Source organism: Pseudomonas abyssi (assembly GCF_002307495.1).
GTDB lineage: Bacteria > Pseudomonadota > Gammaproteobacteria > Pseudomonadales > Pseudomonadaceae > Halopseudomonas > Halopseudomonas abyssi.
In genome coordinates, this window is sequence record NZ_NTMR01000002.1 from 1 (window position 1) to 26,935 (window position 26,935).

The 26,935-nt window shown below is 61.2% G+C and carries 28 protein-coding genes and 1 pseudogene; 15 read left to right on the top strand and 14 right to left on the bottom strand.

Features of this window, described 5'->3' with window-relative positions; translation table 11 throughout:
* Window position 1 precedes the first annotated feature (1 nt).
* Window positions 2-61, top strand: coding sequence for a DUF3470 domain-containing protein (locus CNQ84_RS20995; RefSeq protein WP_096003328.1), 60 nt, complete (start codon window positions 2-4; stop codon window positions 59-61).
* A gap of 808 nt (window positions 62-869) precedes the next feature.
* Here the strand turns inward: CNQ84_RS20995 and groL are convergent.
* From groL to CNQ84_RS00135, 3 genes are all read right to left on the bottom strand, one after another.
* Window positions 870-2,513, bottom strand: a complete 1,644-nt coding sequence (gene groL / locus CNQ84_RS00125) for a chaperonin GroEL (protein WP_096002904.1) — start codon at window positions 2,511-2,513, stop codon at window positions 870-872.
* A 48-nt stretch (window positions 2,514-2,561) separates the two neighbouring features.
* Window positions 2,562-2,855 (bottom strand): co-chaperone GroES, encoded by a 294-nt coding sequence (locus CNQ84_RS00130; RefSeq protein ID WP_096002905.1) that lies wholly within the window; start codon window positions 2,853-2,855, stop codon window positions 2,562-2,564.
* Window positions 2,856-3,060: 205 nt separating this feature from the next.
* The gene (locus tag CNQ84_RS00135) at window positions 3,061-3,510 is read right to left on the bottom strand and encodes an FxsA family protein (RefSeq protein WP_096002906.1); all 450 of its coding nucleotides are present in this window, start codon (window positions 3,508-3,510) and stop codon (window positions 3,061-3,063) included.
* Window positions 3,511-3,730: 220 nt separating this feature from the next.
* Between CNQ84_RS00135 and CNQ84_RS00140 the strand changes: the two genes are divergently transcribed.
* Window positions 3,731-4,489, top strand: coding sequence for an SDR family oxidoreductase (locus CNQ84_RS00140; protein ID WP_096002907.1), 759 nt, complete (start codon window positions 3,731-3,733; stop codon window positions 4,487-4,489).
* A 54-nt stretch (window positions 4,490-4,543) separates the two neighbouring features.
* Here the strand turns inward: CNQ84_RS00140 and CNQ84_RS00145 are convergent, their stop codons facing one another.
* Window positions 4,544-5,560, bottom strand: coding sequence for a DUF481 domain-containing protein (locus tag CNQ84_RS00145; RefSeq protein ID WP_096002908.1), 1,017 nt, complete (start codon window positions 5,558-5,560; stop codon window positions 4,544-4,546).
* A gap of 41 nt (window positions 5,561-5,601) precedes the next feature.
* Between CNQ84_RS00145 and CNQ84_RS00150 the strand changes: the two genes are divergently transcribed.
* Window positions 5,602-5,952, top strand: a complete 351-nt coding sequence (locus tag CNQ84_RS00150) for an MGMT family protein (RefSeq protein WP_096002909.1) — start codon at window positions 5,602-5,604, stop codon at window positions 5,950-5,952.
* A 21-nt stretch (window positions 5,953-5,973) separates the two neighbouring features.
* A complete protein-coding gene (locus CNQ84_RS00155; RefSeq protein WP_096002910.1) occupies window positions 5,974-7,344 on the top strand; it encodes an AmpG family muropeptide MFS transporter in 1,371 nt (456 codons plus the stop codon).
* A gap of 70 nt (window positions 7,345-7,414) precedes the next feature.
* Here CNQ84_RS00155 and CNQ84_RS00160 read toward each other — a convergent pair whose 3' ends face one another.
* Both CNQ84_RS00160 and CNQ84_RS00165 read right to left on the bottom strand, forming a co-directional pair.
* A complete protein-coding gene (locus tag CNQ84_RS00160; protein WP_096002911.1) occupies window positions 7,415-8,254 on the bottom strand; it encodes a mechanosensitive ion channel family protein in 840 nt (279 codons plus the stop codon).
* A 39-nt stretch (window positions 8,255-8,293) separates the two neighbouring features.
* A complete protein-coding gene (locus CNQ84_RS00165) occupies window positions 8,294-8,779 on the bottom strand; it encodes a YajQ family cyclic di-GMP-binding protein (protein WP_096002912.1) in 486 nt (161 codons plus the stop codon).
* Window positions 8,780-8,882: 103 nt separating this feature from the next.
* Between CNQ84_RS00165 and CNQ84_RS00170 the strand changes: the two genes are divergently transcribed.
* The 3 genes from CNQ84_RS00170 to CNQ84_RS00180 are packed head-to-tail and all read left to right on the top strand — an operon-like array spanning window position 8,883 to window position 11,367.
* The gene (locus tag CNQ84_RS00170) at window positions 8,883-9,839 is read left to right on the top strand and encodes a GGDEF domain-containing response regulator (protein ID WP_096002913.1); all 957 of its coding nucleotides are present in this window, start codon (window positions 8,883-8,885) and stop codon (window positions 9,837-9,839) included.
* A gap of 4 nt (window positions 9,840-9,843) precedes the next feature.
* The gene (locus CNQ84_RS00175; RefSeq protein ID WP_096002914.1) at window positions 9,844-10,752 is read left to right on the top strand and encodes a 2-dehydropantoate 2-reductase; all 909 of its coding nucleotides are present in this window, start codon (window positions 9,844-9,846) and stop codon (window positions 10,750-10,752) included.
* A gap of 48 nt (window positions 10,753-10,800) precedes the next feature.
* Window positions 10,801-11,367: a cob(I)yrinic acid a,c-diamide adenosyltransferase gene (locus CNQ84_RS00180; protein ID WP_096002915.1), complete on the top strand. Its 567-nt coding sequence runs from the start codon at window positions 10,801-10,803 to the stop codon at window positions 11,365-11,367.
* A 33-nt stretch (window positions 11,368-11,400) separates the two neighbouring features.
* Here the strand turns inward: CNQ84_RS00180 and CNQ84_RS21000 are convergent, their stop codons facing one another.
* The 5 genes and pseudogenes from CNQ84_RS21000 to CNQ84_RS00200 all read right to left on the bottom strand — a co-directional run bounded on the left by CNQ84_RS21000 (window position 11,401) and on the right by CNQ84_RS00200 (window position 17,360).
* A complete protein-coding gene (locus tag CNQ84_RS21000) occupies window positions 11,401-12,114 on the bottom strand; it encodes a methyl-accepting chemotaxis protein (RefSeq protein WP_425222196.1) in 714 nt (237 codons plus the stop codon).
* A 141-nt stretch (window positions 12,115-12,255) separates the two neighbouring features.
* Window positions 12,256-13,386, bottom strand: a pseudogene (locus tag CNQ84_RS21005) (HAMP domain-containing protein); the annotation flags it as partial.
* A gap of 209 nt (window positions 13,387-13,595) precedes the next feature.
* On the bottom strand, window positions 13,596-14,420 hold the full coding sequence (gene ampE, locus CNQ84_RS00190; protein WP_096002917.1) for a regulatory signaling modulator protein AmpE: 825 nt from the start codon (window positions 14,418-14,420) through the stop codon (window positions 13,596-13,598).
* Entirely contained in the window at window positions 14,421-14,975 is a 555-nt protein-coding gene (ampD, locus tag CNQ84_RS00195) for a 1,6-anhydro-N-acetylmuramyl-L-alanine amidase AmpD (protein ID WP_096002918.1), read from the bottom strand. It abuts the gene before it with no gap.
* 66 nt (window positions 14,976-15,041) lie between these two features.
* A complete protein-coding gene (locus tag CNQ84_RS00200) occupies window positions 15,042-17,360 on the bottom strand; it encodes a DUF1631 domain-containing protein (RefSeq protein WP_096002919.1) in 2,319 nt (772 codons plus the stop codon).
* 433 nt (window positions 17,361-17,793) lie between these two features.
* On the opposite strand from CNQ84_RS00200, the gene CNQ84_RS00205 reads away from it, so the two are divergent.
* Together CNQ84_RS00205 and nadC are read left to right on the top strand one after the other, a co-directional pair.
* Window positions 17,794-19,158 (top strand): alanine/glycine:cation symporter family protein, encoded by a 1,365-nt coding sequence (locus CNQ84_RS00205; RefSeq protein ID WP_096002920.1) that lies wholly within the window; start codon window positions 17,794-17,796, stop codon window positions 19,156-19,158.
* A 97-nt stretch (window positions 19,159-19,255) separates the two neighbouring features.
* Window positions 19,256-20,116 (top strand): carboxylating nicotinate-nucleotide diphosphorylase, encoded by an 861-nt coding sequence (gene nadC, locus CNQ84_RS00210; protein WP_096002921.1) that lies wholly within the window; start codon window positions 19,256-19,258, stop codon window positions 20,114-20,116.
* Window positions 20,117-20,128: 12 nt separating this feature from the next.
* Here nadC and CNQ84_RS00215 read toward each other — a convergent pair whose 3' ends face one another.
* Both CNQ84_RS00215 and tesB read right to left on the bottom strand, forming a co-directional pair.
* A complete protein-coding gene (locus tag CNQ84_RS00215) occupies window positions 20,129-20,707 on the bottom strand; it encodes an HAD family hydrolase (RefSeq protein WP_096002922.1) in 579 nt (192 codons plus the stop codon).
* A gap of 1 nt (window position 20,708) precedes the next feature.
* Window positions 20,709-21,572 carry an acyl-CoA thioesterase II gene (tesB, locus tag CNQ84_RS00220; RefSeq protein ID WP_096002923.1) on the bottom strand — a complete coding sequence of 288 codons (864 nt, stop codon included), beginning with the start codon at window positions 21,570-21,572 and terminating at the stop codon, window positions 20,709-20,711.
* A 192-nt stretch (window positions 21,573-21,764) separates the two neighbouring features.
* Between tesB and CNQ84_RS00225 the strand changes: the two genes are divergently transcribed.
* Genes CNQ84_RS00225 through CNQ84_RS00250 form a run of 6 tightly spaced genes read left to right on the top strand, consistent with a single transcriptional unit; the run spans window position 21,765 to window position 26,048 of the window.
* Window positions 21,765-22,685, top strand: a complete 921-nt coding sequence (locus tag CNQ84_RS00225) for a histone deacetylase family protein (RefSeq protein WP_096002924.1) — start codon at window positions 21,765-21,767, stop codon at window positions 22,683-22,685.
* A 30-nt stretch (window positions 22,686-22,715) separates the two neighbouring features.
* Window positions 22,716-23,966: a TIGR03862 family flavoprotein gene (locus CNQ84_RS00230; RefSeq protein ID WP_096002925.1), complete on the top strand. Its 1,251-nt coding sequence runs from the start codon at window positions 22,716-22,718 to the stop codon at window positions 23,964-23,966.
* The gene (locus tag CNQ84_RS00235; RefSeq protein ID WP_096002926.1) at window positions 23,966-24,298 is read left to right on the top strand and encodes a YnfA family protein; all 333 of its coding nucleotides are present in this window, start codon (window positions 23,966-23,968) and stop codon (window positions 24,296-24,298) included. The genes CNQ84_RS00230 and CNQ84_RS00235 overlap by 1 nt, the downstream gene beginning before the upstream one ends.
* Window positions 24,299-24,357: 59 nt before the next feature.
* The gene (locus CNQ84_RS00240) at window positions 24,358-25,017 is read left to right on the top strand and encodes a CsgG/HfaB family protein (protein ID WP_096002927.1); all 660 of its coding nucleotides are present in this window, start codon (window positions 24,358-24,360) and stop codon (window positions 25,015-25,017) included.
* Window positions 25,018-25,035: 18 nt separating this feature from the next.
* Window positions 25,036-25,398, top strand: a complete 363-nt coding sequence (locus tag CNQ84_RS00245; RefSeq protein ID WP_096002928.1) for a DUF4810 domain-containing protein — start codon at window positions 25,036-25,038, stop codon at window positions 25,396-25,398.
* Window positions 25,395-26,048, top strand: coding sequence for a DUF799 domain-containing protein (locus CNQ84_RS00250; protein ID WP_096002929.1), 654 nt, complete (start codon window positions 25,395-25,397; stop codon window positions 26,046-26,048). The genes CNQ84_RS00245 and CNQ84_RS00250 overlap by 4 nt, the downstream gene beginning before the upstream one ends.
* Window positions 26,049-26,083: 35 nt before the next feature.
* Here the strand turns inward: CNQ84_RS00250 and CNQ84_RS00255 are convergent, their stop codons facing one another.
* Window positions 26,084-26,911: an SDR family oxidoreductase gene (locus CNQ84_RS00255; protein ID WP_096002930.1), complete on the bottom strand. Its 828-nt coding sequence runs from the start codon at window positions 26,909-26,911 to the stop codon at window positions 26,084-26,086.
* Window positions 26,912-26,935: the final 24 nt, after the last annotated feature.

A 26,935-nucleotide genomic window follows, 5' to 3' on the forward strand; every position in this document is an offset into this window, starting at 1 on the left:
CCTGCCCGACGCCGAAGAGTGGGATGGCGTACCGGACAAGCTGCAATACCTGGAGCGCTAAGCAGGTCACCTGCATGCCCCTCGAAAACCGGCTCTTGCAGCCGGTTTTTTTATGCGCGTTGTGCAGGTTCCAGGGATAGCGTGCACGTGTGCTTTGCCCCGTTTCTGCAGTCGGCTACTGCAGCATTGGCTGGATCGGGAGGTCAGCGTGCGGCGCTGTCACGCGCGGACACGCCTCTGGCTTAGTCCGCCCTACCCGCCCTCACCGCAAGAAGCCAGCTCTTGCAGCCGGCGTTCTATGCGCGTCGCGCAGGTTCCGGGGATAGCGTGCACATGCGCTTTGCCCCGTTCCTGCGGTCGGGTACTGCAGCATTGGCTGGATCAGGAGGTCTGCGTGCGGCGCTATCATGCGCGGGGCGCCTTTGGTTTAGTCCGTCCGGCACCGATCTGGCTCACAGTTCAGGCGAAAGGAGCCAAATTTCAGGCAAAAAAAGGGGCCGGTAAACCGGCCCACTCTTTAGTCCCTTCATGCCTTCCGTGTCCAGCCATCCTGGCTTCATCGTCCTGAAAATCCTTGGCTCAAGCTCCCTGCCGAGCAGCGCTGTCCGTCGCGCATGGGTAGATAATAAGCTTTTTAGGACTGAGCGCAAGCATCGAATGACATTCATTCTCGCGCCATAGCTAAAATTAAAACCTTTTAAAACAATAACTTATCCAAAAACAACAGCAAAAAACACCGCTAACCCACGCACCTTAGTGTCAAAGGCGTACACGCCTTGTAGGAAATCTCTTACAAATAAATTGCCTGGAAAAATTCCGGGCATAAAAAAACCGGCTGCAAGAGCCGGTTTTTTTGGGGCAAGGCTGGCTTACATCATGCCGCCCATGCCACCCATGCCACCCATGCCGCCCATATCAGGCATAGCCGGCTTTTCTTCCGGCAGCTCAGCGATCATGGCTTCGGTGGTGATCATCAGGCTGGCTACGGACGCAGCAGCCTGCAGCGCGCTGCGGGTGACCTTGGCCGGGTCCAGAATACCCATGGCGATCATGTCGCCGTATTCGCCGGTAGCAGCGTTGTAGCCGAAGTTGCCTTCGCCACCGCGCACCTTCTCCAGCACCACAGCGGCTTCTTCACCGGCGTTGGCAACAATCTGACGCAGCGGCGCTTCAACAGCGCGGCGCAGCAGCTTGATACCCACGTTCTGGTCTTCGTTGTCGCCAGTCAGACCGTCGATGGCAGCCAGGGTACGAACCAGGGCAACACCACCGCCAGGAACCACGCCCTCTTCTACCGCAGCGCGAGTAGCATGCAGCGCGTCTTCTACGCGGTGCTTCTTCTCTTTCATTTCCACTTCGGTAGCAGCGCCAACCTTGATCACGGCAACACCGCCAGCCAGCTTGGCCAGACGCTCTTGCAGCTTCTCACGGTCGTAGTCGGAAGAAGTGTCTTCAACCTGCTTGCGGATCTGGTTAACGCGAGCTTCGATATCAGCCTTGGCGCCAGCGCCGTCAACAACAGTGGAGTTGTCTTTGTTGATCTGCACGCTCTTGGCTTGACCCAGGTGCTCCAGGGTAGTGGTTTCCAGGCTCAGGCCCACTTCTTCGCTGATCACGGTACCACCGGTCAGGATGGCGATGTCCTGCAGCATGGCCTTGCGACGGTCGCCGAAGCCCGGTGCCTTCACAGCAGCAACCTTGACGATGCCGCGCATGTTGTTGACAACCAGAGTCGCCAGCGCTTCGCCTTCAACGTCTTCTGCCACGATCATCAGCGGACGACCAGCCTTGGCAACGGCTTCCAGAACCGGCAGCAGTTCGCGGATGTTGGAGATTTTCTTGTCGACCAGCAGGATGTACGGGTTGTCCAGGTCAGCGGACATGGTTTCCGGCTTGTTGACGAAATAGGGAGACAGGTAGCCACGGTCAAACTGCATGCCTTCTACGACAGACAGCTCGTTTTCCAGACCGGAACCTTCTTCAACGGTGATGACGCCTTCTTTACCGACGCGGTCCATGGCTTCAGCGATGATGCTGCCGACGGACTCGTCAGAGTTGGCGGAGATGGTGCCTACCTGAGCGATGGCCTTGGAGTCGGCGCAGGGCTTGGCCAGGTTTTTCAGCTCGGCAACGATGCCGGCGGTGGCTTTGTCGATACCGCGCTTGAGATCCATCGGGTTCATGCCGGCAGCAACGGCCTTCAGACCTTCGGTGACGATGGCTTGAGCCAGTACGGTGGCAGTGGTGGTACCGTCACCAGCGTCGTCATTGGCGCGGGAGGCAACGTCTTTAACCAGTTGCGCGCCCATGTTTTCGAACTTGTCTTTCAGCTCGATTTCCTTGGCAACGGAAACGCCGTCTTTGGTGATCAGCGGCGCGCCGAAGCTGCGCTCGATCAGCACGTTACGACCCTTCGGACCCAGAGTAGCTTTTACCGCATTGGCCAGCGTGTTGACGCCGTCCAGCATCTTGTTGCGACCGGAAATACCGAATTTAACTTCTTTTGCAGCCATGATTGCTTTCCTTCAAATGAATTCGTTAAGGGGTTAGCGGTAGCTGGATCAGCCTTCGATTACACCGTAGATTTCGGACTCGCTCATGATCAGCAGCTCTTCACCTTCGACTTTGATGGTGTTGTTGCCGGAGTAAGGACCGAATACCACCTTGTCGCCTTCTTTGACGGCCAGCGGACGGACTTCGCCGTTGTCCTGCAGACGCCCGGTACCTACAGCAACGATAACGCCGGTATTCGGCTTTTCAGCGGCCGAACCGGGCAGCACGATACCGCCAGCGGTCTTGGTTTCTTCTTCGCTGCGACGAACGACTACGCGATCGTGTAACGGACGAATTTTCATCGTTGTGTGTCTCCCAATATTAAGTCTCAAATGCCGGATATCCGGCGCTTCCACGTTGAAATCCACAGCCGCCTGAGCCGCTGTGGGGGATACGCCTGTTGGCGCATCGCTGTTCAAGGCCCAGGAGCTCCTGGGCCTGCCAAACCGGTGTCAGATAGATGGGGCTGCGACGGGGCATTTCAAGGCCTCGCGCAAAGATTTTTTTTCAATCGCGCTCGATTCGCTGGTCCCGCGGTGCACGCGGCTCTTCGCCGTCACGCCACTCACCCTCAATAATGGTGGTATTCCCCTGTTTCCAGACCGTCGGGCCGCCCGGCTCGCCCGGAGCGGGCTTTCCACGCGAGACCAGTGCCAGGACCAGGCAGGGAATAGCCAGGGTGTCGGTAATCAAGCCAGGAATCATCAGCAACACGCCAGCCAGTAACCACCACATGCCGGTTTTCAGCACAGCAAAGGGTGAGCGGTTTTCCGCCATGCGGATCTGCAATTGTTGCAGCATCGACCAGCCCTGGCGCTGAATCAGCACCAGGCCCAGCAGGCCGGTACCCAGCACCCAAAGCAGGGTTGCGCCTACCCCGACACGCTGGCCAAGCAGAATAAGGCTGGCCAGCTCAAACAGGGGAAGGAGCAGAAGAAGGAATCTGAACAGGGGCATACGCACCTCGTAATGGACAGGTTTTGCCTATATGGGTATGACCGTCGCAGCTTTCAAGGTTCCTGTCGATCAATGGTTGGCCGTCCATTCGGGTGCCCGGAAGGCAGACGCCGAGACATAGTCAGAAAGTGACTTGAATGCAGGTTCAGGTCTTCAAAAGAGGCTGAATCTGGTGCATGCTTGCGCACCTGTTTCAACTACCCACTACGAGGAGTGCCTGATGCAACTGCAAGACAGCGTGATCATCATTACCGGCGGCGGCCAGGGTCTGGGCCGGGCCATGGGCGAGTTCCTGGCAGCCAAGGGCGCCAGGCTGGCGCTGGTCGACCTCAACCAGGAGGCACTGGATGCTGCCGTTGCGGCTTGCAAGCAGGCTGGTGGAGACGCTCGTTCCTATATCTGCAACGTGGCCAACGAAGAGCAGGTCACCCACATGGTGAACCAGGTGGCCGATGACTTTGGCGCCATTCACGGTCTGATCAACAATGCTGGCATCCTGCGCGACGGCCTGCTGCTGAAGGCGAAAGACGGCCAGATTCAGAAAATGAGCATGGCGCAGTGGCAGTCGGTGATCGACGTCAACCTGACCGGCGTTTTCCTCGGCACCCGTGAAGTGGCCGCCAAGATGATTGAGCTGGGCACACCAGGCCTGATCATCAACATCTCGTCCATCTCACGTGCGGGCAACATCGGCCAGTCCAACTACTCCGCCGCCAAGGCCGGCGTGGCCGCCATGACAGTGACCTGGGCGAAGGAGCTGTCGCGCTACGGTATCCGCGTTGCCGGTATCGCGCCGGGCTTTATCGAAACCGAGATGACCGGCAGCATGAAGCCGGAGGCGCTGGAGAAGATGACCTCGGGTATTCCGCTCAAGCGCATGGGCAAACCGGCGGAGATTGCGCACTCTGCGGCGTACCTGTTCGAGAACGACTACTACACCGGTCGCATCCTTGAACTGGACGGCGGTCTGCGCATTTAAGCCCAGGCGCCAAGTCCTTGCCGGCGGCATCCGCCGCCGGCACGTTTGCTCAAACTACCAGCCCACACCCAGCCCTAGGGTGTAGGTGGTGTCGTGATACCCGGTGTCATCCGTGGTGTTGAGATAATCCCACTCCCCTTTGATGCTCAGCGACGCCCAATTGGTCAGGCGGTAGCGCAGGCCCAACTCGGCGTCCATCAGGTAGCGTACCGCCGGATCATCCGGCAGCTGGGTTTCTGCGTTGTGAAACAACTCGAAGCGCTTGCCGAACAGGTAGCGCCGATAATCCCACTGCAGCCCCAATGCATCGTACTTGTCGCGCGTACCGTCGCGCTGCTCGGTCCACCAGCGACTTGCCAGCACCGAGGTTTCAAAGCGCCCCAGCGCATTGTTCCACCACTGATAACCGGGGCCGGTACCAAATTGCCGCTGGCGCGCCAGCTCCCCCAGATGATCACGCTTGTAGCGCAGACGGCTGGCCCAAAACCACTGGTCGGTAAGAAAGCGGTTCAGATCATAGGAGGCGTCCAGCGTATGGCTGGTCTCCACGTCATCGGTATAGTCACGGTCATAGTCCAGCGCTACGTCATGTCGCCAGCGGCCATGCTGCAGACTGGAGGCCAGGTCGACATCGATCTCGCGCTTCTCGTTACCCGAGGTATCCTTGAGGTCCAACTCTGCGGTAATGTCCCCTTCCCAGACCATGTCGTGCACCACCGGTCTGGGCACCAGCAAGCGCTGAATCGACGAGATCTGCGTTGCCACCGGGCGACGATTGGGCACGCGCAGCAGCACCTGGCCCGGCTCCTCGGCCTCAGCCAACTGCACGGTGTACTCACTACCGTTCTTCAAGCGCACCAGCACCGGCTCTTCGCTGGTAAAGGTACGCACCCGAGCAATATTGACCGAAACCGTGCCGGCGTACTCGGTGCGCAGCACCAGTTTGCCTGCATCGAGAAACTCCACCTTGCCGCTCACCCGATCCCCATTGTCGAGCCACAACGTATCGGCGACACTGCCCATCGACAACACCGCCAACACCGACCCTGTTACTACCTGACGCAACACCATCGACGCATACCCTGAATAGTCGAGAAAACAGAAAACCTTGCATGAAAGACCAGAAAACGTCCGGCACGTTCCGGGCCGAGCCCCCTGACCCGCGCCGAGACGCCTTTTTCCTGGCACTGGCGAGCATCCCGCCGGGCCGCGTTACCAGCTACGGCAAGCTGGCTGAGCTGGCAGGACTGGGCCGCGGCGCACGCCTGGTCGGGCGCTGGCTGGGGCAGCTGCCTGAGGGCTCACGCCTGCCATGGCATCGCGTGCTCAATAGCCAGGGCAGGCTGTCGCTGGGCGCCGATACACCAGCAGGACAGGAACAACGGGCACGCCTGAGCGCCGAAGGCGTGCTGGTGCGCAGTGGTCGCGTCAACCTGCAACACTATGGCTGGCCAGATGTCTGAGCCGCCGCAACAAGGACACCCATGAGTCTCGACACTTCTCGGCAACCCCCCCAGCCAGCCCACGAGGGGCTGCGAGTCTACCTCAAGCCACGCGTCATCGGCATGCTGTTCCTCGGCTTTTCCGCGGGCTTGCCACTGCTGCTGGTTGGCGGCACCTTCAGCGCCTGGCTGCGCGACATCGGCGTGGAGCTGGCCTCCATCGGCTTTCTCAGCTGGGTCGGCATGGCCCACTCAATCAAGGTGCTGTGGGCCCCGCTGATTGACCGTCTACCCGTACCGGTGCTGACGCGGCTGCTCGGCCGCCGCCGCAGCTGGATGCTGCTGGCGCAGCTGGTGATAGCCGGCGCGCTGCTTGGTATGTCACTGAGCAACCCCCTGGAAAACCTGGAGTGGGTTGCGCTCTGGGCGGTGCTGGCCGCCTTTGGCTCGGCGACCCAGGATGTCGCCATCGACGCCTACCGGGTCGAGGCCGAAGCACGCCACCGACAGGCGGCGATGGCCGCCACCTACGTGACCGGCTACCGCGTGGCGATTCTGGCAGCGGGCGCTGGCGCCCTGCATATCGCCGCCCTGCAAGACTGGAGCAGCGCTTATGCGCTGATGGCTGGACTGATGCTGGTGGGGCTGGTCACCACGCTGTGCATCGCCGAGCCCGAGGTGCATGCCAACCAGGACGCAGAGATCGCCGAGCGCGCCCTCAGTCAGCAGCTCGGCACCACCGGCAACGGCTGGCGCGGAGCGCTCTCGCAATGGGCAACCAACGCCTTTGTCGCCCCCTTCACCGAGTTCTTCGGCCGCTACGGGCGCGTTGCCATTGTCATTCTGCTGTTTGTCGCCACCTTCCGCATCAGCGACATTTTCATGGGCACCATGGCCAATCCCTTTTACCTGGATATCGGCTTCAGCAAGGAACAGATCGCCAATATCGCCGCCGCCTTCGGCCTCGCCATGACTCTGGGCGGTGCGGCCCTGGGCGGTTTTATGGTCGCGCGCTTTGGCATTGCGCCGATTCTGATCCTGACTGCCTTTATGGCACCGGCAACCAACCTGGTGTTTGCCTGGCTGGCCTATATTGGCCCCGAGCCACAGGGGCTGGTGCTGGCCATCATTGCCGACAACATCACCGGCGGCCTGGCCATCTCCGTGTTCATCGCCTATCTGTCGAGCCTGACCAACACCGCCTATACCGCCACCCAATACGCGCTGTTCAGCTCACTGATGACCCTGCCCGGACAATTCGCCGCCGGCTTTACCGGCCTGCTGGCCACGCAGCTGGGCTGGGTCGGCTTCTTCTGCGTGACGGCATTGACCGGTCTGCCGGCGATCATCCTGGCCTTCGCCCTGCTCAAGCTGGCACATCCGGATCGGGTTGCTCGCCCTGGCATCGACTGAGCGCCGCAAAAGCACAGGACATAACGCATAAAACCCGGCACGAGCCGGGTTTTCTGTACAGCGCTGACGATTACTCTGCTGCCGCTTCGGTAACCATGTGCACGGTGCGCTGCGGGAAGGGAATGGTGATCCCCTGCGCGTCGAAGGCTTCCTTGGCCTGCTCCTGGATGTCCCAGAATACGCCCCAGAAGTCTTCGGTCTTGGTCCACATGCGCAGCGACAGATTGACTGAGTTGTCGCCCAGTGACACCAGCCAGACCACGGCCTCCGGATCCTTCAGCACGCGGCTGTCGGCGGCGGCCAGACCGAGCAGAATGGAGCGGGCCTTCTTCACGTCATCGCCGTAATCGATGCCGATGTTCAGATCCACCCGACGGGTCGGCTGACGCGAGTAATTGATGATGTTGCCGTTGGACAGGCTACCGTTCGGGATGATGACGGTCTTGTTGTCCGGCGTCTTCAGGACGGTGTTGAAAATCTGAATGCTGTCGACGGTACCGCCAACGCCCTGCGCCTCGATGTACTCACCGGCACGGAACGGACGCAGAAACAGAATCAACGCGCCCCCGGCGAAGTTGGCCAGACTGCCCTGCAAGGCCAGACCAACGGCCAGACCGGCAGCACCCAACATAGCGATGAACGAGGTAGTTTCGATACCGATCATGCCGGCAACGGTGATCAGCAGCAGGACTTTCAGCGCAATCGAGACCAGCGCGGACACAAAGCCGTGTAGTGTAGGCTCGACGTTGCGCTTGTTCATCACGGTGTCCATCGCCTTGACCACGCGACCAATCAGCCACCAGCCAATGACAAGCGTCAGCAGGGCCAGAAACAGCTTGCTGCCATACTCAATCACCAGCGGCAGCCAGGCTTCCTCCAGCCCCTGCAGCTTTTCCATCAATTGCTCCATTACATTCCCCTTTTGCTTCTAAAAATATCCGACTGAAATTCAGTCGCGAAAATTGTTGTACTGCAGCGGCATCTCCAGCTCGCTAGCGCGCAGCAGCGCCATCACATCCTGCAGGTCGTCACGCTTCTTGCCCGTTACCCGTACCTGTTCACCCTGGATAGCTGCCTGTACCTTGAGCTTGGCGTCCTTGACCAAGGCAACGATTTTCTTGGCAAGTTCCTTGTCGATACCTTCCTTGAGCTCCACAGTCTGCTTGACCTGCTTGCCTGAGGCAAAGGGTTCATTGGCCTTCAGGCAGCGGATATCGATGTTGCGTTTGGTCAGACTCAGCTCGAGAATCTGCATCATCTGATCGAGCTGAAAGTCGGCATCACCGATCAGGGTGATCTGCTGCTGCTTGTCGTTGAACTCGAAGCTGCCCTTACCGCGCAGATCGTAGCGCCGCTCCAGTTCCTTCTTGGCATTATCCACCGCGTTGGTCACTTCATGTTTGTCCAGTTCGGACACCACGTCAAAGGACGGCATGCATCTACCCCTAAATCGCAAATATATGATGTTGATTGCAAAACAACAGTATACCCTCGTGGCATTATAACGAGATTGGTCAACGTCCAGCAGGGAGCACCTCATGCCGAATCCCCAACTCAGTATTCTGGTGGTGGATGACACCAAGTTCAGTAGCGCGGTCATCGGCCACACACTGAGCCAGGCCGGCTATAACGACATTCGCTTCGCCAGCTCGGCCATGGATGCCTTGAGCATGCATGAAGAGCGTCCCGCCAGCGTCATGGTCGCCGATTGGCTGATGCCCGAGATGGACGGCCTGGAGCTGACCACCCGCATCCGTCAACTGGACGAGCAAACCGACCATTACACCTACGTGGTACTGCTGACCGCCCGCGAAGGTGACAACGTGCTCAGCGAGGCCTTTGATCGCGGCGTCGACGACTTCATCAGCAAGTCGTCGATGAACGAGCAATTGCTACCCCGCATTTACGCTGCCGACCGCACCTCTCAGCTGATCAACCGCCTGCTGGATGAAAACCGGCTGCTGGCTACCAACAATGCCCAGCTGGAAGAGCACAATCTGGTTGATCGCCTGACCGCCATTGGCAACCGTCGCTATCTGCTGCAGCGCCTGAGCGACGCCCTGCGCAGCGTCGAGTCGCGCGGCGGCGCCTGCTGCCTGGTGGTCATGGGCGTACAAAACCTGCCCAACCTGAGCGAGCGCTTTGGCGATACCGTACGCCAGGAAGTGCTCCGCGGCACCGCACGCCGCCTGCAGCAACTCGTGCGTCCGACCGACGTCATCGCGCGGGTCGACAGCAATGCCTTTGCCATCGTTACCCTAGCTGAAGAAGCAGCCGACCTGAAGCCCGCCAGCTTCCGCCGGCTGCACGATGGCCTGAACCTCAAGGCCTTCAAGACCAGCGAAGGGTATCTGTCCATTCGCGCCGGCATGGTGCTGTGCACCTTGACCGACAAGCAGGCACTGCCCGATCCGCAACAGATGCTTGAGCAGGTCGAGACCAAACTGACCGAAGCTTACGAAACCAATCTGATTACCGAAACCCGGCTGTCCTGAGCCCATGCTCTACATACTTGGTGCCGGCAGCCTCGGCCTGCTCTGGGCCGCGCGCCTGCAGCAAGCCGGTATCGCCTGCCGGGTGATCGTGCGCAACGCCCAGCAACTGGAAGCCTGGCAGCAGCGCAACAACCGCCTGCTGTTCAACGACGGCAACGGCAACCACGCGCTGACGCTGAATTTTGAAACGCCCGATACCACGCGGATGATCCGCCACCTGATCGTCGCCACCAAGGCACACGCCGCGCTTGAGGCAGTCAGGCAGCTACGGCATCGGCTGCGCCCGGCCGGCGACATCCTGATGCTGCAAAACGGCCTTGGCTCCCAGCAGGCCGTCGCTCAGGCCTGCCGGGCGCAGCAGGTGTTCGCCGCCAGCGTGACCGACGGCGCCTGGCAACCGGCGCCGGGCGAGTTGACCTGGGCTGGACGGGGCAGCACCGTGGTTGGTCCGCTCGACAGCGGCGCGCCGTGCCCGGAATGGTTCAACCGTCTCCCGCCCGTCCTGTTCGACTGGCGCTGGCAGACCCCGATCATGCCAACGCTGTGGCGCAAGCTGGCAATCAACTGCGCCATCAACCCCTTTACCCTGATCTACAACTGCCACAACGGCGAGGTACCAACACGGGCCGGCCCCTGGCTGGACACCTGCCTGACCGAACTGCAGGAGCTGCTGCGTGCGCAAGGCGTAACAGAAGAACTTGCCCCCTTGGTGCACGACGTCATTCGCAGCACCGCAGCCAACAGCTCTTCCATGCGTCAGGATCTGCACGCAGGCCGGCGTACCGAAATCGACTACATCCTTGGCTACACCTGTCGCCAGGCGCGTCAGGACGGTCTGCAAGTACCCGCACTGGAACGTTTGCTCGACGCAGCTAAAGACTGTCTGCGACGGCATCAGCTACCCACCGACTGAGCGCTGGCGGGTTAGACTCGACATTCCCACTCAACCGGAGAGCATTTCATGGGCTATCGCCTCAGCAAACTCTATACGCGCACCGGCGACGGCGGCGAAACCGGCCTGGCCAACGGCGAGCGCATCAGCAAAGACCATCCACGCGTCGAGGCGATGGGCGATGTCGACGAACTCAATTGTCAGCTTGGCCTGCTGCTAAGTCAGTTGGAGGCGCCCGAACTGAGCGCGTTGAAAACCCACCTGGTGCCACTGCAGCACCGCCTGTTCGACCTGGGTGGCGAGCTGGCCGTGCCCGGCCATGACATCATTGACGCCAGCGATGTCACGGCACTGGAAGCGCTGATTGATCACTACAACGCATCGCTGCCACCGCTGGAAAATTTCATCCTGCCGGGCGGCTCGCCGCTGATTGCGCAGGCGCACCTGGTGCGCAGCGTATGCCGCCGTGCGGAACGTCACTATCTGGGATTGGCGGTGCAGGAGGAGGTCAACAATCAGTCGGCAATTTATCTCAACCGCCTGTCTGACCTGCTGTTTGTGGTCGCTCGCAGCATCGCGCGACTGCAGGCGACCGAAGAAGTACTCTGGGCGCCTAAGCCCAAGCCAGAGGCCTGAGCACGGCGCCGCTTGCCGGCGTGCGACGCCAGCCTAGACCTTGAAAGCGTTGATGATACCCTGCAGCGACTGTACCAGCTGACCCATGCGGCCACTGGCGTCCTCCGCCCGGCGCGCGCCCTCTGCGGTGCGCTCGCCTGCTTCGTTGATCTGCACGATATTCTGATCGATATCGTGGCTGACCACCGTCTGCTGCTCGGCCGCTGCAGCAATCTGCTGGCTCTGGTCAACAATCTGGGTCACCGCCTTGAGAATACTGTCGAGCCCCTGCTGCACACGCAGCGACGCATCCACCGTGGAGGCCGTCATACCGTGACTGCTGTCCATGGCTCGCACTGCGGCGCCTACGCCGTCTTGCAGGCGCACAATCATCTGCTCGATTTCTTCGGTTGACTGTTGAGTGCGACGGGCCAGGGTGCGGACCTCATCGGCGACGACGGCAAAGCCACGGCCCTGCTCGCCGGCCCGGGCCGCCTCAATGGCCGCATTGAGCGCCAGCAGGTTGGTTTGCTCGGCAACGCCCTTGATCACGTCCAGCACCCGGCTAATCGATGCACTGTCCTCGGCCAGCTGATTGATCACGCGTACCGAGTTCGCAATCTCACCCGCCAGTTTCTCGATACCATCCACAGAGGACTCGACCAGACGACGCCCATTGAGCGTCTCGGTATTGACCTGCTCGGCGTTGTTCACCGCCAGCGCGGCACTACGCGCCACTTCCTGAGACGTGGCGGCCATTTCGTTCATGGCGGTTGCCACCTGCTCGATCTGGCTGCGTTGCGCTGCCACCGACTGGCTGCTCTCGGCGGAAATCTGCTCGACCTCGCGCGATTGCCCCTGCACCTGCCCGGAGGTGGCGCTGACCTGCTGAATCAGCTCGCGTACACGCTGAACGGTATTGTTGAAATCACTGGCAAGCGCACCCAGCTCGTCGCGGCTGTCCACCTCTACCTGCACGGTCATGTCGCCACGGGCGACCTGCCCCATCTGCTGCGACAGCCGCTTGAGGGTGCGGCGGGTCGCCATGTAGAAGCCGGCATACAGATAGATAATGACAAGCCCCACGCCCAACAGCGCAACGATCAGCACCATCATCGCCCGCTCGTTCTGCGCCAGGCGCCGGTCCAGCTGTGCGCCAAGATAATCAAAAATCGCCGTTTTCAGCGTGTAGGTAGCATCGACTTCGCTGGTGATCCGATCAAAGAACGCGCTCCAGGTGCTGTCCAGCGAAGCAGCGATAATGATGTCTTCCTCAAAGATCAGCGAGGCGTTATCAATGCTTTCGCGGCTGCGCGCTGCCGCAGCCTGCAGTGCGGCATTACCGGTTGCCCCCACAGATTGATCCAGTGCCTGCTGGTAATCGGTACCCAACTTCTGCAGAAGCGTCACCAGCTCATCCATCTCCCGGCTGGCGTCAGAGTTGAGAAAGCCCAGCCCCATGGAGTAGGCGCCGGTTGCACGCCCCTGCCCCAAGGTCGAGGTGACCTGAGGTGTCGTGGCGATAAGCAGCTCGGTCAGCTGACGTACGTTACGGTCGAAGTCTTGCGGCAGGCCGGCGTAGGCCGCTGTGAGATTGAGCAGGCTGCCCAGACTGTCCAGCGCCTGGGCGGACATTCCGCTGCGCGAAATAATCGACTCCCGGGCAATCTCTTCATAGCTGGCAATCAACTGATCGCGCATCTGCAGCACATCGGTGGCTGCCGGATCGTCGGCATCCAGCGGCAGGTCACGCAGTTGCTGCAGCAAATCACCGCGCAGCTCGGTCAGGCGCTCTTCGATACCGGATGACTCGCCACCCTGCCCAATGCGCAGGTTGACGACATCCAGATCGCGCACCAGCTCGGCACTGCGCATGGCTTTTGACACGCCCTGCACAACCTCCAGGCTATCCAGCGCATGACGAGTCACCTCGACACGCTCATAGGACTCCTGCACCAGCAAGGTGCTGACAATACCAAGGGGGACAAAAAACAGGACGCTGATCAAGCAGAACTTCATGCCGTAGCTGAGTCGATTCATCAACGCGATGGCAGGCGCCAGAAGACTATTCACCCGAGTGTTCTCCTAAGTGTACTGCCCTGCGGTTTGGGCTATACGCCAGCTGACCTGGCGCTGATTGTTCTAGTGTTATCCGCCGACGGGAGCATGCATGCCCTGCGCCCCGTCGTTTACTGTCTCATGTTGACGCTATCGGCCTCAATAACAACAACTTTACTGCACCTGAGTTATCAGCCCAATACCGCCAGCAGGGCAAGCACCACCGCCCACGCCAGCAAAGCACGCTTGAGCAAGGTGCGGGTATCGGCCAGCGCACCACTGTCCGCCTCATCGGCCAAGCGCCCCTCCCCCCCTGTCAACGCCGCCTCTGCGGTACGGGCAACCAGGTCATCGGCACTGACATCCCAGCTGAGCAGCGCATCTGCCAACACCTGGCGTACGTGATCAAAGTGGCCAACCAGCGCAAAGCTGGCTGCCAGCAGACGCGCTGGCAGCCACTCAAGGGCGTGCGCCAGTGCGGTAACCGGCTCGCCAGCTGGTGCATCCTGCGCCAGGCGCAAGCGCAGCAGACGATAGCCCAGCGCTCCCACCGGGCCAAGCAAAACAAACCAGAACACAGTCACGACATAACCGTGCAGTATCTCGCGCACCAGTACGGCACGCATTGCCGCCAGCACATCAGCCGAATCCCCCCCAAGCACGCCCTGCTCATGCTCGGCCACCAGCGCCGCCGCCTCAACATCGCCCCGTGCCAGCGCAGCCTCAAACCTTTCCGTCATGCGGCCCAGCGGGTCGCTTCTACCCATACAGGCAAGCAACACCAGAACATAGAACAGCAGCGTGAGAAGACCCCAGCCCTGCGTCACCAGCCAAGCCTGCAGCAACGCCACCGGCAACAGCGGCACCAACAGCAGCGCCAGACCGACCAGCGGTCGATGCGCGATTCGGCGCTCAGCGAAGGCCACCCACAACTGCGGGATATCCAGTGGCAAGGCACGGCGAAGCGGCGTGCACCACATCAACAGGCAAACCAGTAGCAGGGCAAGAAAGTGCATTCAGATTCCTTTCGGGGTTGTCAGCGCAGCCAGGTAACGATGCCACTTGAAAGCGGCACCCGGATCGGTCTTGCGGCCCGGAGCGATAAACTCGTGGCCGGTGATACGGCTATTGGTAATCGCTGGATAGGCCTGCTGTAGCGCCTGGGTCAGGGCCAGCAGCGCGCCATACTGATGCTCAGTGTAAGGCAGCTCATCCGTGCCTTCGAGCTCGATACCGATGGAAAAATCGTTACAGTTTTCACGGCCACCATAACGAGACGCGCCCGCGTGCCAGGCGCGCTCGTCGCAGGATACAAACTGGGTAATAGCGCCACTGCGCTCGATCAGAAAGTGCGCCGATACGCGCAGCGCAGCGATCTCGGCGAAATAGGGATGTGCGGCAAGATCCAGCTGGCCGCGGAAGAAAGATTGGACGTACCCACCACCAAACTGCCCGGGCGGCAGACTGATGTTGTGGATAACGAGTAGCGACACCTCGCCGTGCGGGCGCGCATTGCAGTGTGCTGAGGGACAACGCACCACGCCTTCAAGCCAACCGTCCTGCACTCGCATGCCGCCCTTCTCCGCTGCTACCCAGGGCACATGCTAACAGGCCGTGAAGCGGCCTGCATCAGGGGGTCAGGATTTTGCCTGCAGCTGCCGCAGATTGCCGATCACCGACTCCAGCGCCCGATCAAACAACTGGTTTTCATCCAGCAGGCTGATGCGCCCCTCGTCAAAACAACGTGCCAGCTCCTGTCGACCGAACTCGGCCACTTTCAAACCATTGCGGTTCACAAAGATGTACTTGCCACTGAAGCTGATGATTGCCGCCAGCTTACAGCGCTGGCCGGCCTTGCCATCAACCGGCTGCAACTGGAACCAGCAACCGGTACCAAGACTTTCGATCCAGCGTTGCGCGCCGACACTCGGCAGGTCATCCACTGTTTCAACCGGCGTCTCGAGCTCTTCCTGCGCCAGCACGGGCTGCTCGATGTGCACCGCTGCAACGACAACCGGCTCTTGCTCCGGTTGCGGCGCCGGCTCCCGCTCCTCAGCATCAGACGGCGATAGCTCGACGACCGGCGCCTGCATCGGAGCCTCGGCATCCGGAGCTGCATTCTCTGGGAGCCGCTGGGGCTTTTCCGCCAGTGCCAGCGCGGCGCGTTGCGACTGCGCCACTGCCTGCAACTGAGCGACAATGGCAGCGGCATCCAGGCCCAGCAGCTCCAGTCCGCCGCGCAAGGCCGCCTCCGTCTGGCGGTTTTGTTCAATGCGCAGCTCACGACCCGCCTCATCTACCGGCTCGACACTGACCACCAAGGCCATGGCAGTATCTCGCGCCTGCTGCCAGGCCATGGACTCCCCGCCCTCGCGCAGGAAGACCATCTGCATAACCTGGCTCCAAGTATCGCGCAGCAGGTCCACCAGCGTAACCGGCAGCGTACGCCCAACCAGCAACCCGTTGATCTCGCGCGCCACCTCGCTGCGTGCCGCCTGAATACGCGCACGCCCTTCTTCAGCATCCCGAGTACGCTGCTCAATACGCTCGGCACGGCGCTGTTCAGTACGCAGAAACTCGGCCAAACGCTGGTTGAGGCTGTCGAACAACGCCGCGTCGGGCTCAGCCTCAGCCAACAGCTGCTCGACGATATCTTCCAGCAGCGCATGCAACTGATCACGCCGCAAGTCGTCGTGCTCATTCCACCCCATCGTGGCCCGCGATAACTCGTTTAGCAGGCGGCGCGCCGGGTGCGAGGCACGGCTGAAAAAACTCTTGTCGACAATGGCCACCCGCAGCACGGGCAGCTGCAAACGGGTAATCAGCACTTTCACCGCCGACGGCAGCTCACGATCCTCCAGAATGAAGTCAAACAGCATGGAGACCAGACTGATGACGTCATCATCCACTCGCGCCACGGTTTTGCCACCGCCGTGACTCTTGCGCTGCTCTTGCAGCAGCGCCTGGATCTGCTGGCGCAGGCCAGCACTTCCGGCATCACGGGTAAGGTGCTCGGGCGACACGCTCGACAAGACCTGCAGCAGCTCATTGCTCTGCATCGGCACCGCAGAGGCGCCAGACAATCCGGACAGCGCCATATCGCCGCTGGTCATGCGCCACTTGCCAATCAGCTCGCTGAACAGCCCCAGCACTTCCTGCTGCTCCTCGCTACCATAGCCGGCACGCGCAGGGCCAGGGGCTGGTGCATCGACGCGCCCCTCGCCAGTGCCACGTGGGGCCACCGGGCGACGGGTTTGCGCCACCGGCGCCAGCCGCAGATCAGGCATCACACCAGCGTTGACCAGCGCATCATTAAGGGATTCATAGAGACTATCGATACCGTTGAGCACGCAACGCTCAAACAGCTTCAGGATGATCAGCCGCACCTTGATATTGATATCCAGCGCCTGCAAGGCGTCGGCAAAGTGCTCGATCAGCGGGGCAGGAGCAAAGGGGCAATTACGCTCATCTACACGCTTTCTGGCCAGACTGTTGACCCGCAGCGCAAGGTGGCTCAAGCCTGTCTGATTACGCGCAACCACACGGCTAATCATGCCATCGACGGCAACCGACTGCTCCAGCTCGTCTGGCTGCACCAGCGACAGCGAATCCAGTTCAAAGGACACCGCCTGCACGGGAGCAGGCGCATCACTGGCCAGCTGCTCGGCAGCCAACACCACGCCGTCGCAGGTTTTTCGAATCAGGTTGGCGCGCTGCAGGCGAACGCTGCGCATGGCTTCAAAGAACAGGGTCTGCTCGGCATTGCTTGCAGCCTTGTCGGCCATCTCAAACAGCGCGTCGTCCGCCTTGTCGAAAACATCGCCAAGGCCTTGCTGCAAATAGCCGGTGGTTTGATCCCGGACCGTCAGTAGCGGCGTCGGCAACAAGGAGGCACCTGCCGACGCACGCGCCGCCAGATTGGGCTTGATGGAAACCACCTTGGGGTCCTGGGACATGTTTACTCTCCAGACAAGGGCACCTTGTCGTATCAACTTATACGTCAATGCGAAATGTCTGCCCTGACAGCCTTACTCCCTGCGCCTATTTTTTGACGTCAAAACTTTACTAATTTGAAGTATACCGGGTTCGTCTTGCAAAGAACTCCCCTCCTGTCGATTTCTTGATCGGCATCACAGTTCCCCACCTCGACATCAAAGCGACACATTCAGTAACGCACGGCGCAATCCTGGTATATCCTCACTGAGGGAAGCAGTCTCGTCTCACCGCATTGGCCCGCATGGCGCCGCTCTGAGGGCAACAACCTCACGGGCGTCGCTTGCCTTGCGGAAAAGGTGATGGCGCGCTAGCCGACCCTGGTCTACACCGGACTGACAACGACAACGAGCGCGCCACAAGCGCGCACTAGAACAACACCAGGAGCGACGTTCAATGGAAGCAATCATTGCCCTTATCGGGGATATCAACGGGATTGTCTGGGGGCCAGCCATGCTGGCGCTACTGGCCGGCACCGGCCTGTATCTGACGCTAGGTCTCAAGCTGACACCGCAACGCAAGCTGTTCTACGGCTTCAGCATGCTCTGGCGCGGCCGCAAAAGCAGTGATGAGGGTGACATCAGCCCGTTCAACGCCCTGATGACCGCACTCTCCGCCACCGTCGGCACCGGTAACATCGCGGGCGTCGCTACCGCGGTCTTTCTGGGCGGCCCGGGCGCGCTGTTCTGGATGTGGGTTATCGCCCTGGTAGGCATGGCAACCAAGTTCTGCGAGGCCGTTCTGGCTGTGCGCTATCGCGAGAAGGATGCACGTGGCAACCACGTTGGCGGCCCGATGTACTACATCAAGAACGGCCTGGGCGAGAAATGGAAATGGCTTGGTATGCTCTTTGCCATTTTTGGCATGCTCGCCGGCTTCGGCATCGGCAACACCATCCAGTCCAACTCGGTTGCAGACGCCCTGAGCAGCTCGTTCAACATCCCCAAACTGGCGACCGGCATCATCATCGCTGTATTGGTGGCACTGGTACTGCTGGGCGGCATCAAGCGTATCGGTGAAGTGGCGGGCAAGCTGGTACCGATTATGGCGATCTTCTACGTTGGCGGCGGCCTGATCATCCTGATCCTGCATGCCGACAAGATCCCGGAAGCCTTCAGCCAGATTTTCTACTACGCCTTCAACCCGAGCGCAGCGGCCGGTGGCTTTGCCGGTGCAACCGTCTGGATGGCGATGCGCTTCGGTATTGCCCGCGGTGTCTTCTCCAACGAGGCCGGCCTGGGTAGCGCACCTATCGCCCACGCTGCCGCACAGACCAACAACCCGATCCGCCAGGGCACCATCGCGATGCTCGGTACCTTCATTGATACCATCATCATCTGCTCGATTACCGGCCTGGTGATCATGGTGACCGGTGCGTGGACCAGTGGCGAGAACGGTGCTCCGCTGTCGGCGCTGGCCTTCAGTCAGGGTCTGCCGGGTTCCTGGGGCCAGTACATTGTCAGCATCGGCCTGGCTGTGTTCGCCTTCACCACCATCATCGGCTGGAGCTTCTACTCCGAGAAGTGCACCCAGTTCCTGTTTGGTGAGCGCTCCAACCTGCCGTTCCGCCTGCTGTGGATCATTGCGATTCCGCTGGGCACTCTGCCGGGTATCGATCTGAACAGCCTGTGGCTGGTGGCTGATACGCTGAACGCCATGATGGCCATTCCCAACCTGATTGCACTGTTGCTGCTCAGCCCCGTGGTCTTCAAACTGACCAAGGACTATTTTGCCGACCCGGCAAACTACATGAACAAGTAACCTGCTCAGGTAACGCACAGATGCCCGCCGCCAGGCGGGCATTTTTGTTGCGATCGGGTATACTCGCCGGCATTTGCGACCAGACGCCGGAGCCAGCATGCCCAACCTCACTCTCGACAGCCTGCAGACCACCATCGTTGATGACGTCCGCCGTGCCTTGGCCGAAGACGTGGGCGATGGCGACATCACTGCCAGCCTGATTCCTGCCGACCGTCAGGCCGATGGCCGCATCATCACCCGCGAGCCTGCGGTGTTCTGTGGCAAGGCCTGGGCAGACGAAGTCGCTCGTCAGGTCGACCCGCAAATCGCCATCGAGTGGCTGGTCAATGATGGCGACAACCTGCTCGCAGACCAGACTCTCTGCCGCTTCAGCGGCCCCGCTCGCGGCCTGCTGACCGCGGAGCGCTCGATGCTCAACTTCATCCAGCTGCTGTCAGCCACGGCCACCCGCAGCCGCCACTTCGCGGACATGGTTGCCGGCACCCGCGTCATGCTGCTGGATACCCGCAAGACGCTGCCCGGTCTGCGCCTGGCACAGAAGTATGCCGTCACCTGCGGCGGCTGCCACAACCACCGTATCGGCCTGTATGACGCCTTCCTGATCAAGGAAAACCACATTGCCGCCTGTGGCGGCATCGCCCAGGCCGTCAGCCGAGCCCATGAGATCGCTCCGGGCAAGCCGATCGAGGTAGAAGTGGAAAGTCTGGATGAGCTGAAACAGGCGCTGGACGCTGGCGCCGACATCGTCATGCTCGACGAGCTGAGCGATGCCGACATGCGCACGGCGGTCACACTCAACGCCGGACGCGCCAAGCTGGAAGCCTCTGGCGGTATCACCGAGGCGACCCTGCGCAGTGTCGCCGAAACCGGTGTGGACTATATCTCGATCGGCAGCCTGACCAAGGACATCAAGGCAGTAGATCTGTCCATGCGCCTGCGCTTTCAGGCCGCCAGTTAAGGTAAGGCGCGGTCAAAGCCGCGCCAGCAAGGCGTTACAGCTCGGCAGATGCCAGTCGGTCAACTCAGGCCAGGGATTGTCCGGCAGGATCAGGCAGGTACGACTGCCGGCCGCCCTGCCCGCCTCAAGATCAAAGCGAAAATCCCCCACCATGACGGCCTCGTCCGGTGACAGCTGCCAGCGATCCAGCAATTGGTGAATGCCATCGGGTGAAGGTTTGGGCGCAGCGTCCTCCCGCCCGAGCACATCTTCGGCGGCAAAACAGTCGAGAATCCCGAGGCAACTGAGCGTCGAGCGTGCGACCACCTGCAGGTTGCGGGTCAAGATACCCAGCCGCCGCCCCTGCTCACGCAGTTGGCGCACCAGCTCCACAGCACCCGGTGCCGGTTCCACTTCAGCCGCCAGACGCAGCTCGATGGCATCGAGCTGGGCTTTCATGGCGGTGTAGTCGGCGGCTGGCAGGGTCGCCATGTAAGTCAGGATATCCGCGTCAGCCGGCACGCCAAGCTCCCGACGAATCGCCGGAAAATCGTGCTGAGCCAGCGTCAGCGTGCCGTCCAGATCAAACACCCAGCCACGCAACTGGTGCATCTCAGCGCTCAACCTTGCGCATCAGCGACTCCTGGGCCACCGAGGCCACCAGTTCGCCGGCCCGGTTGAATATCTGACCACGTGAAAGGCCACGCGAGCCGCTGGCCGACGGGCTGTCCATGGCATACAGCAGCCAGTCGTCCATCCGCAGCGGGCGGTGATACCAGAGCGAGTGATCCAGGCTCGCCACCTGCATGGCGGTTGACCAGCTGGAAATACCGTGCGGCTGCATGGCCGTGCCCAGCAGGTGAAAGTCCGAGGCGTAAGCCAGCAGATAGCGGTGTACCTGCGGATCATCCGGCAGGGCACCGTCGGCGCGATACCACATGTAGCGCACCGGCTCACCGACCTTCGGCTCAAAGGGGTTGAACTCACCGACCGGACGAATCTCGATCGGTTTGCCACCCAGCGCCTTATCGCGCACCTTTTCATGAATGAGGTGCTGATAGCGGCGAGTCCACTCGGTTTCGTTGGGCAGGTCCTCTGGGCCTGGCACATCAGGCATCACTGCCTGGTGCTCATAACCCGCCTCATCGCCCTGAAAGGAACTGATCATAGTGAAGATCGGCTTGCCCTTCTGGATCGCCTGCACGCGGCGAGTAGTGAAGCTGCCGCCATCACGCAGCGGATCTACTTGATAGACAATCGGCAGATCGGCATTGCCCGGGCGCAGAAAGTAACCGTGCACCGAATGCACATGGCGCTCAGGATCGACTGTCTGGCTGGCCGCTGACAACGACTGCCCAAGTACCTGCCCGCCAAACAATTGCTTGAAACCCAGGTCCTGGCTGCGGCCACGAAACAGGTTTTCCTCGATCTTCTCCAGCGCCAGCAGGTCTACCAGATCATCCAGCAGTTCGCTCATAGTGCGTCCTCACGTGATTCCCAGCCACTCACGGCGGGTACTTCTTGACAGTAGTGGCGACGTGCTCGTCGCTCGAATGGCCGTCAGTTTAACCCGGATTGTCTCGCATTAGCACAATGCACCGGCGCCGAGACTTGCCTGCCTCAGGAGCCCTGCGCATACTCGCACAGCCAGACCTCCGCTGGAGAACCCATGGATCTTCCGCTGATCTACCATCAGGATTACAGCTTCCCCTTTCCCGCTCCACACCGTTTTCCGATGGACAAGTTCGTGCGCTTGCACGATCACCTGCGAGCCAGCGAGCTGCTGCACGCAGGCAACCTATACCGCCCCGAGCGCTGCAGCCGTGAGTTACTGTCCCTGGCCCACGACCCGGACTACGTTGCGCGCTTTCACGACAATGAACTGGACCCCAGCGCGCTACGACGCATGGGTCTGCCCTGGAGCGAAGCACTGGTGAAACGCACCACGCGCGCGGTCGGCGGCTCCCTGCTGACCGCCGAACTGGCGCTACAACACGGCCTGGCCTGCCACTTGGCTGGCGGCACCCACCACGCCCATCGCGACTTTGCCTCCGGCTTCTGCATCTTCAATGACCTGGCGATTATCAGCCTGTCACTGCTGGCCAGCGATACCGTCCAGTCGATCCTGATCATTGATTGCGATGTCCATCAGGGCGACGGCACCGCCAGCATCCTTCAGAACATCGACGCCGCCGTGACCGTGTCGCTGCACTGCGAAAACAACTTTCCGGCGCGCAAGGCGCAGAGCGACTGGGACATTCCTCTGCCGCGCGGCCTGGATGACGCTGGCTACCTGCACACCTTGGAGCAGGTGCTCAACTATCTACTGCCCCTCTACCAGCCTGACCTGGTGCTGTACGACGCCGGGGTCGACGTCCACCAGCAGGACGCTCTCGGCTACCTGCATTTGACCGACGCCGGCATCGCGGCGCGCGATCACCTGGTGATCAACCGTTGTCTGGCACAGGACATTCCGGTGTGCGCTGTGATTGGCGGCGGCTACGACCGGGACCGCGACGCCCTGGCGCGCCGCCACGGCATCCTGCATCACAGCGCAGCGGCCATTTGGCAGCAGCGCGGTTTGGGCTAAACTGCGCGCCCCAACGTACAGGAACAGCCGATGACCGTCGCCCCAGCACATCCTGCCCAACCCATTGCCATTATTGGCGGCGGGCCGGCCGGACTCATGGCCGCCGACATCCTCTCCGCAGCAGGCCATGTCGTTGACCTGTATGACGCCATGCCCTCCGTTGGCCGCAAATTCCTGCTGGCCGGCGTCGGCGGCATGAACATCACCCACTCCGAGGCTGCGGCGCCGTTTCTGTCGCGCTACCGCGAAGCCGCGCCCTGGGTGGGTCGCTGGCTTGCCGAGTTCGACGCGCACGCGCTGCGCGACTGGATTCATGATCTGGGTATCGACACCTTTGTCGGCAGCTCAGGGCGCGTCTTCCCGACCGATATGAAAGCCGCGCCGCTACTGCGAGCCTGGCTCAGGCGCCTGCGCGAACAGGGCGTGACGCTGCACACACGTCATCGCTGGCTGGGCTGGGGCGAGCATCAACAGCTGCGTTTTTCCAGCCCGCAGGGCGAGGTAAGCGCAGCGCCAGCGGCAACCCTGCTGGCTATGGGCGGCGGCAGCTGGGCACGACTGGGCTCCGACGGCAGCTGGGCGCCTTTGCTTGCCGAGCGGGGCGTTACCCTGCGTAGCCTGCGTCCCAGCAATTGCGGCTTCATCAGCCCCTGGTCCGCCTTTCTCAGTGAGCGCTTCGCCGGTCAGCCACTCAAGCAGATCATCGCGACCACCCGGAGCCCGGATGGCGAGCTCATCAGCCGTCGTGGCGAAGCAATACTGACCCACGACGGCCTGGAAGGCAGTCTGATCTACGCCCTGTCCGCCGCCCTGCGCGAACAGCTGGAAGCAGGCACTCGCGCACAACTGACACTCGATCTGGCCCCGGATCACACGCAAGCGCAACTGCAACAGGCCCTCAGCCAACCGCGCAAGGGCCAAAGCCTCAGCAATCTGCTGCGCAAGAAGGCGGGGCTGGACGGCGTTAAAGTGGCACTACTGCACGAATGCCTGAGCAAGGACGCTATCGCGGACACCCATACTCTGACTGCCGGCATCAAGGCACTGCCCATTACCCTGACCGGCACCCGCCCACTGGACGAAGCCATCAGTAGCGCAGGCGGCGTATGCCGTAGTGCGCTGGACGACCAGTTGATGCTAAACGCCCTGCCCGGCACCTTCTGTGCCGGCGAGATGCTCGACTGGGAAGCCCCCACCGGCGGTTACCTGCTGACGGCCTGCTTTGCCAGCGGGCGTCATGCCGCCCATGGGATGCTCAACTGGCTCAAGGACCACAACTGATGCCTGAACTGAAAACCCTCGGCCTGTTCATCCTGACCGCGCTGGCAGAGATTGTCGGCTGCTACCTGCCCTATCTGTGGCTGCGCGAAGGCAAGTCAGCCTGGCTGCTGATTCCCGCCGCGCTCAGCCTCGCCGCCTTCGCCTGGCTGCTGAGTCTGCACCCCACGGCTGCCGGGCGCGTCTACGCCGCCTACGGTGGGGTATATATCGCCGTGGCCATCGGCTGGTTGTGGTGGGTTGACGGCATTCGCCCAACCCAGTGGGATCTGCTGGGGTCAGCCATTGCACTGCTCGGCATGGCGATCATCATGTTTGCGCCCAAGACAAGCTGAAGATAGCATAGCGCCACCCCCACCTATCGAAAGGAATCGTTACTGTGCTTCGACCCCTTATGCTGTCTGTGGCGCTTGCCGGCGTCGTGCTCATTTCAGGCTGTGCTACCGAGTCCTCTCGCACCATCGAAGCGCCCCGCGTCACCAGCTACGGCACCAGCTATCAGGGTGTACGCGCGCCCATCGCCGTTGGTCAGTTCGACAATCGCTCCAGCTATCAGCGCGGGATTTTCTCGGACGGTGTAGATCGCCTCGGCAATCAGGCCAAAACCACCCTGGTGACCCACCTGCAGCAGACCAACCGCTTCAATGTCCTGGAACGAACCAACATGGCTCAGTTGGCTACCGAGGCTGGCTATAGCGGCGCAACCCAGAACATCAAGGGCGCCAGCTACGTGATTACCGGAGACGTCACCGAGTTTGGCCGCAAGGTCACCGGCGATCACCAGCTATTCGGCATCCTCGGTCGCGGTAAGTCGCAGATTGCCTACGCCAAGGTGGCCTTGAACGTAGTGGATGTCGGCACCTCCGAAGTCATTTTCTCCACTCAGGGAGCCGGCGAGTACAGCCTGTCCAATCGCGAAGTAGTGGGCTTTGGCGGCACCGCCGGTTATGACGCAACGCTGAACGGCAAGGTGCTGGACCTGGCCATCCGCGAAGCCGTCAACAACCTGGTACAGGGTGTCGAGTCCGGTGCCTGGAACCCGGCCGGAAACTGATAACAACAAGGAAGTAACATGACGCTGAAATATCTGCGCAGCAGCGGCCTGCTGGCCGCGGCTCTCGTGGCTGGCTGCGCGCCAGTCAATCAACCGCTCTATCATTGGGGCGACTATCAGCAAACGATTTATCAGTACCACCAGGACGGCGTTACCGATTACGCCGCGCAGGTTGGTCGCGTTGAAGCCCTGCTGAATCAGGCGCAGGCTCAGGGCAAGAGCGTGCCCCCGGGCCTGCATGCCCACCTGGGCATGCTCTACTTCAACACAGGCCGGGAGATCGAGGCACGCGAGCAATTTGCCATGGAAAAATCCCTGTTCCCGGAATCCGGGCATTTTGTCGATTACGTGCTGAAGGCACAGCCGGAGCACAACCAATGAGATCAATTCTGAGCCTGACTCTGGTGCTGCTGATCAGCCTGCTGACCGGCTGCGCCACACAGTCCACCTATGACTACACGGCTTTTCGTGAGAGCAAGCCCAGATCCATTCTGGTCCTGCCGCCGGTCAACGACTCACTGGAAGTCGGCGCCAGCTACAGCTTCCTGTCGCAGGTGAGTTATCCGCTGGCTGAATCCGGGTATTACGTTTTCCCGGTTGCGGTCGCTGAGGAAACATTTCGCGAGAACGGCCTGACTGACCCGCAGGAGATCCACGCGCTGCCGCTGGAGAAGCTGAACGACGTATTTGGTGCCGACTCGGTGATGTACATCAAGATCACCCAGTACGGCACCAGCTACCAGATCATCGCCAGCGATACTCGGGTAACCGCTGAGGCATCACTGGTCGACAGCCGGTCCGGTCAGTTGCTCTGGAAAGGTGCGGCCACCGCTTCCAGCACCGAGCAAAGCAACAACAACGGCGGCGGTCTGGTCGGTATGCTGGTCGTAGCTCTGGTAGACCAGGTGATCAATACCACCACGGAGCGCAGCCACCAGATTGCTGGCATTACCAGCATGCGACTGCTCACCACCCACAGCGTCAACGGCATTCTGCCCGGCCCACGCGCACCAGCACTGCAGCGTCAGTAACATCGCCTGCGCAGGCTGAGCCTGCGCACGCACCTTCATTCGCCCTGCGAGCGCACCTTCACACCCGACAGCCGCGGCACCATCCAGCGCTCGAACAGCCGTGGGAAAAAGCGCGCAATCAAACGTGCCTGCCAGTCGACGTTGGACAGAATCAGTTGCCGCTTGCGCCGGCAAGCACCGCGATAAATAGCCTCTGCCACCTCCGCTGGGGCAGACACCTTGAATGGCATGGATGTGGTCGCCTGCGCCACCGAGCCGTCTCCCACCAGTGCGTTCTTGCGGATATCGGTCGCGGTAAAGCCCGGAGACACCAGCATCACGTTGACGCCCTGCTCGCGCACTTCCATGCGCAGGGTTTCAAACAGGCCATGCAGCGCATGCTTGCTGGCGTTATAGGCGCTGCGGTTGAGCAACGGGGCGAAGCTCGACAGCGAGCTGAGTACGATCACCTGACCGCGGCGCTCAAGCAGGCTTGGCAGGGCATGACGGGTACAGTTGACGGCACCGAAGTAGTTCACCGCCATGATCCGCTGGAACACCGACAAGTCGGTATCGGCAAAGGCGCTGCGGTGGGTGATGCCGGCATTATTGATCAGCAGATCAATGCCGCCGAAACGCTCGACGACCTGGGCCATTGCCTCGGCGCAGGCCTGGTCATCGGACACATCGCAGTTGATCGCCAGCACATCGGCATTGAGTTTGTCATGCAGTTGCTGGCGGAAGGCGACCAGCGACTCGTCCTGCACATCGAGGATAGCCAGATGCGCACCCGCCTGCGCGAAGCGCAACGCCAGCGCCCGACCGATTCCGGCGCAGCCGCCGGTAATCACTACAACCTTCTGCTGAAACGCCCCTCTGCCCATGTCGCCTCCTGCTGTCGCGGTTGG

Excerpts from the sequence above, each read along its gene's own strand:
- nadC (WP_096002921.1), top strand. The coding sequence starts at position 19,256 with ATGCCCAACCTCACTCTCGACAGCCTGCAGACCACCATCGTTGATGAC.
- CNQ84_RS00230 (WP_096002925.1), top strand. The coding sequence starts at position 22,716 with ATGACCGTCGCCCCAGCACATCCTGCCCAACCCATTGCCATTATTGGC.
- CNQ84_RS00215 (WP_096002922.1), bottom strand. The coding sequence starts at position 20,707 with ATGCACCAGTTGCGTGGCTGGGTGTTTGATCTGGACGGCACGCTGACG.
- CNQ84_RS00180 (WP_096002915.1), top strand. The coding sequence starts at position 10,801 with ATGGGCTATCGCCTCAGCAAACTCTATACGCGCACCGGCGACGGCGGC.
- CNQ84_RS00150 (WP_096002909.1), top strand. The coding sequence starts at position 5,602 with ATGAAAGACCAGAAAACGTCCGGCACGTTCCGGGCCGAGCCCCCTGAC.
- CNQ84_RS00255 (WP_096002930.1), bottom strand. The coding sequence starts at position 26,911 with ATGGGCAGAGGGGCGTTTCAGCAGAAGGTTGTAGTGATTACCGGCGGC.
- CNQ84_RS00250 (WP_096002929.1), top strand. The coding sequence starts at position 25,395 with ATGAGATCAATTCTGAGCCTGACTCTGGTGCTGCTGATCAGCCTGCTG.
- CNQ84_RS00240 (WP_096002927.1), top strand. The coding sequence starts at position 24,358 with ATGCTGTCTGTGGCGCTTGCCGGCGTCGTGCTCATTTCAGGCTGTGCT.
- CNQ84_RS00165 (WP_096002912.1), bottom strand. The coding sequence starts at position 8,779 with ATGCCGTCCTTTGACGTGGTGTCCGAACTGGACAAACATGAAGTGACC.
- CNQ84_RS00175 (WP_096002914.1), top strand. The coding sequence starts at position 9,844 with ATGCTCTACATACTTGGTGCCGGCAGCCTCGGCCTGCTCTGGGCCGCG.
- ampD (WP_096002918.1), bottom strand. The coding sequence starts at position 14,975 with ATGCGAGTGCAGGACGGTTGGCTTGAAGGCGTGGTGCGTTGTCCCTCA.
- CNQ84_RS21000 (WP_425222196.1), bottom strand. The coding sequence starts at position 12,114 with ATGAACGAAATGGCCGCCACGTCTCAGGAAGTGGCGCGTAGTGCCGCG.
- CNQ84_RS00205 (WP_096002920.1), top strand. The coding sequence starts at position 17,794 with ATGGAAGCAATCATTGCCCTTATCGGGGATATCAACGGGATTGTCTGG.
- CNQ84_RS00170 (WP_096002913.1), top strand. The coding sequence starts at position 8,883 with ATGCCGAATCCCCAACTCAGTATTCTGGTGGTGGATGACACCAAGTTC.
- CNQ84_RS00200 (WP_096002919.1), bottom strand. The coding sequence starts at position 17,360 with ATGTCCCAGGACCCCAAGGTGGTTTCCATCAAGCCCAATCTGGCGGCG.
- CNQ84_RS00225 (WP_096002924.1), top strand. The coding sequence starts at position 21,765 with ATGGATCTTCCGCTGATCTACCATCAGGATTACAGCTTCCCCTTTCCC.
- tesB (WP_096002923.1), bottom strand. The coding sequence starts at position 21,572 with ATGAGCGAACTGCTGGATGATCTGGTAGACCTGCTGGCGCTGGAGAAG.
- groL (WP_096002904.1), bottom strand. The coding sequence starts at position 2,513 with ATGGCTGCAAAAGAAGTTAAATTCGGTATTTCCGGTCGCAACAAGATG.
- CNQ84_RS00135 (WP_096002906.1), bottom strand. The coding sequence starts at position 3,510 with ATGCCCCTGTTCAGATTCCTTCTTCTGCTCCTTCCCCTGTTTGAGCTG.
- CNQ84_RS00145 (WP_096002908.1), bottom strand. The coding sequence starts at position 5,560 with ATGGTGTTGCGTCAGGTAGTAACAGGGTCGGTGTTGGCGGTGTTGTCG.
- CNQ84_RS00245 (WP_096002928.1), top strand. The coding sequence starts at position 25,036 with ATGACGCTGAAATATCTGCGCAGCAGCGGCCTGCTGGCCGCGGCTCTC.
- CNQ84_RS00235 (WP_096002926.1), top strand. The coding sequence starts at position 23,966 with ATGCCTGAACTGAAAACCCTCGGCCTGTTCATCCTGACCGCGCTGGCA.
- CNQ84_RS00160 (WP_096002911.1), bottom strand. The coding sequence starts at position 8,254 with ATGGAGCAATTGATGGAAAAGCTGCAGGGGCTGGAGGAAGCCTGGCTG.
- CNQ84_RS00155 (WP_096002910.1), top strand. The coding sequence starts at position 5,974 with ATGAGTCTCGACACTTCTCGGCAACCCCCCCAGCCAGCCCACGAGGGG.
- CNQ84_RS00140 (WP_096002907.1), top strand. The coding sequence starts at position 3,731 with ATGCAACTGCAAGACAGCGTGATCATCATTACCGGCGGCGGCCAGGGT.
- ampE (WP_096002917.1), bottom strand. The coding sequence starts at position 14,420 with ATGCACTTTCTTGCCCTGCTACTGGTTTGCCTGTTGATGTGGTGCACG.
- CNQ84_RS00130 (WP_096002905.1), bottom strand. The coding sequence starts at position 2,855 with ATGAAAATTCGTCCGTTACACGATCGCGTAGTCGTTCGTCGCAGCGAA.